The sequence below is a fragment of the Actinomadura sp. KC216 genome (genome assembly GCF_004348535.1).
Lineage (GTDB): Bacteria > Actinomycetota > Actinomycetes > Streptosporangiales > Streptosporangiaceae > Spirillospora.
The window spans coordinates 1-7,516 of sequence record NZ_SMJX01000375.1 but is presented as its reverse complement, the minus strand read 5'-3'; the positions used below and the strand labels follow the sequence as shown (position 1 = coordinate 7,516).

Genomic DNA, 7,516 nt, shown 5'->3' with positions numbered 1-7,516 from the left:
CCCCCACACCCCGCGTTGGCCTCGCCCCATGGCGCGACGTCCGCCGCGTTCGCCCCGGCCTACCAGTCAGCACCCGCGCCTCGTCCGCGCCTCGTCCGCGCCTCGTTCGTGCCCCGTTCGCGCTGGCCTGCGGCACGGCGTCCGCGTCCGTTCCGCGTGAACCAACGGATGACCTTCCGGCATGGACGACGCCGACGCCTCCGCAGCGGTCGAATGGGTCGCCCGGCTAGGGCGCCTTGTCGGCTGGACGTCCGCCGGTTCGGCGCCGATCACGGCCTGGCGGCCGGCGTCCGCGCTCGCTCGTTCCGCCTACAGGACGGCGTCCGCGAGCAGTTTGACCTGCTCCGGGTCGGGGCTGCACGGGAAGAGGATGAGTTCGCCGCAGCCCGCCTCTTCGTAGGCGGCGACGGCGTCGCGGACGGCCCCAGTGCTTGTGAGCGCCAGGGACGCGACCTTCTCAGCGTCCCAGCCTTCGACGGCGTAGTGGTCCATGAGGAAGGTCTCGGCGTCCGCCCGCGCCCGGGGGCCGAGGCAGAAATACGGCTGCGCCATCAGGCGAGGCTCGCCGTCGCGGCCGTGCCGCGCCCACGCGTCCCGGACCGCCCGCGCGCCCTCCCGGAACGTCTCGACGCCCCGGCTCCCCGCGATCCAGCCGGCGCCCCGGGCGGCCACCCTGGCGAAGGGCCGCTCGCCGTGGCCGCCGAACACGAGCCGCTCCGGCGGCACACCCGGCTGGGGACCGATCGCCCCGGCGGCGCCGCGAGGTTCGCCGGCCCAGATCCGCGTCATCTCGTCCAGCATCGCGTCGAAGCGGCGGCCCCGTCCGGTGAAGGGGACGCCCGAGGCGGCGTAGTCGTCCTCGTATCCGCCGACGGCCATGCCGAGCACGAGCCGTCCACCCGACAGGTGGTTCACGGTCGCGGCCTGCTTGGCGAGCAGCGCGGCGTTGGCGCGGAGCGGCACCAGCAGGATCGAGGTCATCAGCCGGATCCGCGCGGTGACCGCGGCCGCCGCGCCCAGCGTCACGAGCGGCTCGCAGTTGCCGTACACCAGCCGGTCGATCACGCCGAGCGTGGCGAAGCCGCGGTCTTCGGCGGCCTTCGCCCACTGGACGATCTGCGTGCCCGGCGTGCCGGGGATGGTCGCGGGCAGGCCGATTCCGATGTCCATGTGCGTCCTTCCGGGAGCGAGGTTCGCGGCGGACGGGAGCGTCATGGCCGAGACGGCCGCCGGGGCGCTGCGGGGCGCGGGCGCGGCGGCGTAGGCGGTGGTGATGCGGGACGGTGCGTCCGCCGGTTCTTGGCGGTGTGTTCGGCTTCGTGACGGTGTGTTCGGCCGGCCTGGTGCGTCCGGCCACTCCGAGTAGCCTAACCCGGACGCGACATCCCGCTACGGAACGGACACCCGGGGAGCCTTTGATGACGGTGACGATGTCCTGGGCGGACGTGTGCGCGCGGCGGCTGGAGCGGCATGCGCTGGCGGCCCCGTCCGGAGGAGGGGCCGCGGAGGTGGCGGCGGGGATGGCCGGCGTCCACGCGCAGGTGATGACGGCGGCCGAGCTCGGGATCGGGCTGCGCATGGACGGAGCCACCCGCGCCGACGTGCGGCGCGCCCTGTGGGAGGAGCGAAGCCTCGTCAAGGCCCACGGGCCGCGCGGGACGGTGCACGTCTTTCCCACGCGCGACCTGCCGATGTGGGTCGGGGCGCTGTCGGCACTGCCCCCGCCGCCGAGCCCGTTCCAGGACGGCGTGCGCATGACCCCGGAGCAGACCGAGGAGGTCGTCGCGGCCATCGCCGCCGCCGTGGACGAGGCGGACCTGACCGTCGACGAGCTCACCGAGGCCGTCGTCGAGCGGACCGGGCCGTGGGCCGGCGACCTGGTCATGCCGGCCTTCCAGACGCTGTGGCCGCGCTGGCGGCAGGCGATGGCGCTGGCGGGGCAGCGCGGCGCGATGTGCTTCGGCCCGGCGCGGGGACGCAAGGTCACCTACTCCAGCCCGCGCCGCCTGGACCCCGGTTTCAGGCCCGCCCCGGCGGACGCGGCGCTCGCCTGGCTCGTCCGCTCATACCTGCACGCCTACGGACCGTCGACGCCTGCCCGGTTCGCGCACTGGCTGAACGCGCCCGCCGCCTGGGCGGCCGAGCTGTTCGCGTCGCTCGACCTGGAACGCGTGGAGGTGGAGGGCACGGAAGCTTGGGTCGCGGCGGGCGACACCGAAACGCCAGTGGACGTGCCACGCGGCGTGCGGCTGCTGCCGTACTTCGACGTCTACGCCTACCGCGTCGGCAACCAGCCCCCGGAACTGCTGTATCCGGGAGCTGCCGCCGAGCGGGCGCTGCGCGGCAACTTCCAGCTCCTGCTCGTGGACGGCGTCGTCGCCGGCCTGTGGCACCAGCGCCGCTCGGGCCGCCGCCTCGACGTCACCGCGGAGCCGCTCGTCCCCTTGACCAGAGCGCAGCACACGGAGCTGGAGGAGCAGGTCGAGCGCGTGGCGCACGTCCTTGAGGCCACCCGGACCACCTTCACGATCGGCCCGGTGACCGTCGGCGGCCACGCCTGACACGCCACTCCCGCCGCCATGCCGTTCGCCTGACGGCTCGCGGAGGTCAGGATCGGGAGGCTTCGGGAGTCGACGAGAAGCCCCGCCAGCGAGACGGACTTCCGCCCGCTCGTTGGTGGCGGGGGCGCGTCGCGTCAGAACTGGTCGTCGTCAACGTCGTAGCGGTGTGGCGACCGCGTGAGGGTCCGCACCTCGGTCTCGGGGGAGATCTGGTCGACGACGCGGATCCCGGGGCGTCCCGCCTCGACCTCGAACCGCGCGGCCGTGGCGATCGTCGTGTCGCGCGGCGTCCACACCGTGCTGACGATGCGGAGCGAGGCCAGCAGGCGGGACGGGCTGACATCGCAGACGACATATCCGCGCCGGTTACCGATGTACTTCCAGTGCGGGCTCTCGGCCATGATCGGGTCGTACGTCTTGTGGAACGCGACGGGGTCGGAGTCGCCGCCCGAGCTGATCGAGGTCCCGGTGATCTCCGCGCCCGTGACCGGGGACGCCTCGTCGTCGAAGTCGGGCTTCAGGTCGCACACCCAGGTGGCGTGCCGGTCCCCGGTGAGCACCACCGGGTTGGACGCCTTGCCGGAGCCGAAGAACTCCAGCAGGCGGCGGCGCTGCACCCGGTAGCCGTCCCAGTTGTCGAAGTCGAACACCTGGTCGGGGCCCGCCTTGCGGTCGTTGGACGCCCACATCAGCTGGTTGGCCAGCAGGTTCCAGCGGGCGCCGGAGCGGGACATGCCGTCCACCAGCCACTTCTCCTGCTCCGCGCCCGTCATGGTGCGGGCCGGGTCGTTCGCCTCGGCGAGGGTGGCCGGCTGGTCGCTGCGGTACTGGCGGGTGTCGAGCACGTGCACGGTGGCGAGCCGGCCGAAGGCGAGCCTGCGGTACAGCCGCATGTCGATCCCCCGCGGAAGGGTGGACCGGCGCAGCGGCATGTGCTCGTAGTAGGCCTGGAACGCGGCGGCGCGGCGGGCGAGGAACTTCTCGCGCGGCTGCTTGTCGGGGTCCTGGGGGATCTCGTCGGCCCAGTTGTTGTCGACCTCGTGGTCGTCCCATGTCACGATCCAGGGGAACGCGGCGTGCGCGGCCTGAAGGTCGGTGTCGGTCTTGTACTGCGCGTGCCGGTTGCGGTACTGGACCAGCGTGTACGGCTCGTCCTTGCCCTCATGCGTGCGGACGGTCGTCGTCCGCGGGAAGGACTCGTAGATGTAGTCGCCGAGGAAGGCGACGAACGCGAGATCCTCCTGCGCCAGGTGGTGGAGGGCGGTGAAGTAGCCGTCCTGCCAGGACTGGCAGCTGGCGAACGCGAACCGCAGCTGCCGGTTGACCGTGCCGGCGGCCGGCGCCGTCCGGCTGCGGCCGACTTGCGAGACCTCCTGCCCGACCCGGAACCGGTAGAAGTACAGCCGGTCCGGCTGCAGCCCGCCGACCTCGGCGTGCACCGCGTGGCCTTGCTCGGGCCGCGCGACCTCCACCCCCTGCGCGCGGACGCGCTGGAAGCGCTCGTCCTCGGCGACCTGCCAGGCCACCGGCACCTGCCGGTCGGGCATGCCGCCGCCGTCGACCGGGCGCGGGGCGAGGCGCGTCCACAGGACGAACCCGTCGGGCAGCGGATCACCGGACGCGACGCCGAGTGTGAACAGTCCCTTCGGGAGCGGGGCGCCACCGTGCGAGCGGACGGCGGCGACCGCGCCGTCCCGTCCGAGCAGCGCCGGGCCGACCAGAATATGGCCTGTGGCCAGCGCCGATGCGACTCCGCCGGTGGCCAGGAACCGGCGTCGCGGATACATTTCCGACATACACCCTCCTTGCAATCAATACAGGAGGATGATCGCAGATCGGTGAACGTCGGCAGGGGTGAAAACTGACACCGAAGCGACCGGGATGCGAACAACGTCCGCTCACCTGCGCATTAGCGGCCGAAGATGTCGCCCCGGCCACACTGCGGTTGCCAGCGAGCAGATGCCTATTGGCCTTTCGCGAGGATGCTATCCAGGCACCTTATGACGTCATAAGCATTCGCTATTTCGCCCGATCAAGGATGGCTCAGACGCCGGCAATCGAGGACCGTGGACGGGACTGCAGACCTCTATCGACCACAACCTCAGGCACCGAACACACCGCAGCCCTGAACAGCACCCCAGCGACCGAAAGGCACCGCAGCCGCCGCCCTCGTCCACCACCCGCACGGCGAGACGACCGGCCGTCCGCCGCCCCAGCGGCCGCCAAGGACGCAGCCCACGCCCGCCTGCCGCAGCGGCCGCCGCAGAAGCTGGGCGGTTGGTCTTGATAGGCGAAGAGTTGCCTCTGGATTTCGCCAATAGCGCTTGCGGAACGTTCGATTTCTTCGTCCCCGAGCATATCCTCACTTGAGGCGTTCTCATGCAGCGGCCACGCAGTATCGGGACTCGACCCCAGCAAAAGCTTCGTCGGCAACCTTCCACGTAAATGTACGAATAATTGGCGAATAGCGGACACCCGGCCCGAGCGGGATGGGCGGCGGTATTCTCCAGGGGGCTAGCAATGTTCGATATCGACGCGCCACTACACGATCGAAGGAAGCCGGTCACCCAAGGCGATCCGGAGACCGCGCCGCAAAAGGGGACCGGCCGGGCCCCCTGGTGGACGGTGCCGCTGGCGGTCGGCTGGCTGGTCCAAGTGCTGATCCGGGTGGCGCTGGAGAACTGGCGGAACGTTCCGCTCTACGTCCCCGACGAGGCCGGATATCTGCTGGCCGGCCGCTTCTTCGCCGGCGGTGCGGTCGCCGACCTAACCGGACGGCCGCTGTACTACAGCGGCTATGGGCTCCTCCTCACACCGGCGAACTGGATAAGCGACGATCCGTCGGTCGTGTACCGGGCCGCCCTGGTCACCAATGCCTTGATCGCCGCGTTGCTGCTTCCGCTGGCGTACCTTGCGCTGAGGCGGCTCGGGATGAATCGGCTTCCCGCTTACATCGCCGCCACGCTGACCGCGCTCATACCGTCGAGCGTCCACTACAGCCAGTTCGCATTGACCGACGCGGTCCTGCCGGTCATGGTCCTCGGCTGGCTGCTGCTGGTGCATTCCTGGCTCGCGTCCGAACGGCAGATGTCCGGTGTGATGGCCGCCGTGCTGGCGGCCTACATGTCCTGGGTCCACGTACGCGGCTTCGTCATCGTCATCGTGTTCGCGGTGACTCTGGGCGTGGCGTGGTGGAAGCGGTGGGGGAACCGGCACGGCATCACGATCGCGGCCTGGCTGCTCGTCATGACCACCGTCGCGGGCACGCAGCTCAACGACCTGCTGAGTTCGCGGCTGTATCCCCGGGGCACCTACGGGCTGGAAGACCTTCTGGTCGACCGGCTCACCAACCTCTCCGGACTCCGCTGGACGCTCTCGCTGACCGCCGGAAAGCTGTGGTACCTGATCGTCTCGACCTGGGGGATCGCCGCGGTGGGGCTCGTCGCCTTGGCCGTCGCCATGAAACGCAGCAGCGTCCCCCTGGGCACCCGCGTCGTCGCCGCCCAGGCCGCCATCTCCACTGTCGGCATCGCATTCGCCACCTCGGCGGGCACACCGGACGAGGGCACCGTGTCCAATTTCGCCTACGGCCGGTACTTGACCTGTCTGGCCCCGGTCCTCTTCCTGGCCGCCATCGTCCTCGTCATGCAGGCCCCAAAGCTGACCGCGCTCTGCGCAGCGCCCATTGCCGCCGCCATCACGCTGGCGGCGGGTGCCATCGTATGGCTGTATGCCGGCGACCAGCTCTCCAAGGACTTCTTCCTCTCCACCGACTTCGCCGAGAGCAGCTTCCTCTCCTGGAACTGGGAAGAGTTCCATCTGTGGATCGTGACCATTGCGGTCCTGCTGATCCTCGCGGCTGCCGCCGTACCGATCGCCGACGGTGGCAGGGGCGGAAGGCTGATGGTTGCCGGAATGGTCGCCGCCCTGAACATCGCCGCCGTGATCGTCACGACCCATCAGGTCGTCGCCCCATGGGACGAGCGATTCGCCGCAACAGCCAGCCTGAAGCACGAACTTCGCCCCACGGACAAAGTCGGCATGAATTTCCCTGACATGGGGTGGCGAGTCTGGGTCCTTCAGGCATTCCAATCCCGCCACGGCCTGGTGCCGATCGACCGGTTCGGCCGTTTCCCGCTGCCGGAGGAACTGACCGTGGTCGTCGTTCCATGGACTTGGGGCGTCCCGATCGCGAAGACGTGGCCGGGCGCTCCGGCGGGCTGGTATGTCGTCTCAGCCCGCCGACCGGGGTTCGGCGGCTGGGTCGCATGGCGCAAGGCGAACACGACCACAGCGCCATGAGAACTCCGTAGCGGACATTTACTGGGGTAGCCCAAAAACATATAGGACCCTAGACGTCGAGCACCAACAACCAAGCACACCACGAATCACGACGTCCACGATGAACCCGCCCGAATAAATCGTCCCAAACCGCGCTAGCCGGGCGACGCCAAGCGAAACGTCCATCGTGCCCGGTCTTCATCAGCGCCAAAGCGATTTTCCCCAGGACACTCCAACTGGATATTCAAAAAATCCTAAAGAGTCCACTCCATCGTCATTCTTGATCAAGATGTGGGGGACCGTTCATAGCGTTTCGGTCCTTGCCGCTTGGCCTGCCAGCGGCTCCTGTCGAGAGCTCACAGAAGAGTGGGTTGCGCCGAGCGTGCCATTTTGGCGCGCTCATCGCTTAGAGGGGATTATCGCGTGTTCTACTGGATCTTGCGGCGAAGGCATAAAGCCAGAATCGCCCTGATCGTGGCTACCTTGCTCCTGCTTGCACTGATTCAGCCGCTGGTTTCTCGGAGTTCCTCCGCCGCGACGAGTAGCAGGTCACGCAAGCCGGTCAGCAACGACCCCAAGCCGAGCCAGCTCCAGCCTGTTCACATGGGCGGCGGCGGTGGCTGCGGGAAGCCCAAGTGCTGTAAGAAGAAGTGCTGCAAAAAGAAGTGCAAGCC

General features: G+C 69.4%; 5 protein-coding genes. 3 read left to right on the top strand and 2 right to left on the bottom strand.

The genetic code is table 11. From position 1 onward, the window contains the following. Nucleotides 1-309: 309 nt before the first annotated feature. Nucleotides 310-1,170 (bottom strand): LLM class flavin-dependent oxidoreductase, encoded by an 861-nt coding sequence (locus E1264_RS37405; protein WP_132181422.1) that lies wholly within the window; start codon nt 1,168-1,170, stop codon nt 310-312. Nucleotides 1,171-1,418: 248 nt separating this feature from the next. Between E1264_RS37405 and E1264_RS37395 the strand changes: the two genes are divergently transcribed. Beyond that, nucleotides 1,419-2,561 (top strand): winged helix DNA-binding domain-containing protein, encoded by a 1,143-nt coding sequence (locus E1264_RS37395; RefSeq protein WP_207936760.1) that lies wholly within the window; start codon nt 1,419-1,421, stop codon nt 2,559-2,561. 134 nt (nt 2,562-2,695) lie between these two features. Here the strand turns inward: E1264_RS37395 and E1264_RS37390 are convergent, their stop codons facing one another. Continuing rightward, on the bottom strand, nt 2,696-4,357 hold the full coding sequence (locus tag E1264_RS37390; RefSeq protein WP_207936758.1) for an alkaline phosphatase D family protein: 1,662 nt from the start codon (nt 4,355-4,357) through the stop codon (nt 2,696-2,698). A 724-nt stretch (nt 4,358-5,081) separates the two neighbouring features. Here E1264_RS37390 and E1264_RS37385 point away from each other — a divergent pair. Further along, a complete protein-coding gene (locus tag E1264_RS37385) occupies nt 5,082-6,863 on the top strand; it encodes a phospholipid carrier-dependent glycosyltransferase (protein WP_132181420.1) in 1,782 nt (593 codons plus the stop codon). A gap of 402 nt (nt 6,864-7,265) precedes the next feature. Next, on the top strand, nt 7,266-7,516 hold a 251-nt coding region (locus E1264_RS44910; protein ID WP_207936756.1), incomplete at its 3' end, for a hypothetical protein.

Coding starts and splice junctions, on each gene's coding strand:
- E1264_RS37390 (WP_207936758.1), bottom strand. CDS start 4,357: ATGTCGGAAATGTATCCGCGACGCCGGTTCCTGGCCACCGGCGGAGTC.
- E1264_RS37405 (WP_132181422.1), bottom strand. CDS start 1,170: ATGGACATCGGAATCGGCCTGCCCGCGACCATCCCCGGCACGCCGGGC.
- E1264_RS37385 (WP_132181420.1), top strand. CDS start 5,082: ATGTTCGATATCGACGCGCCACTACACGATCGAAGGAAGCCGGTCACC.
- E1264_RS37395 (WP_207936760.1), top strand. CDS start 1,419: ATGACGGTGACGATGTCCTGGGCGGACGTGTGCGCGCGGCGGCTGGAG.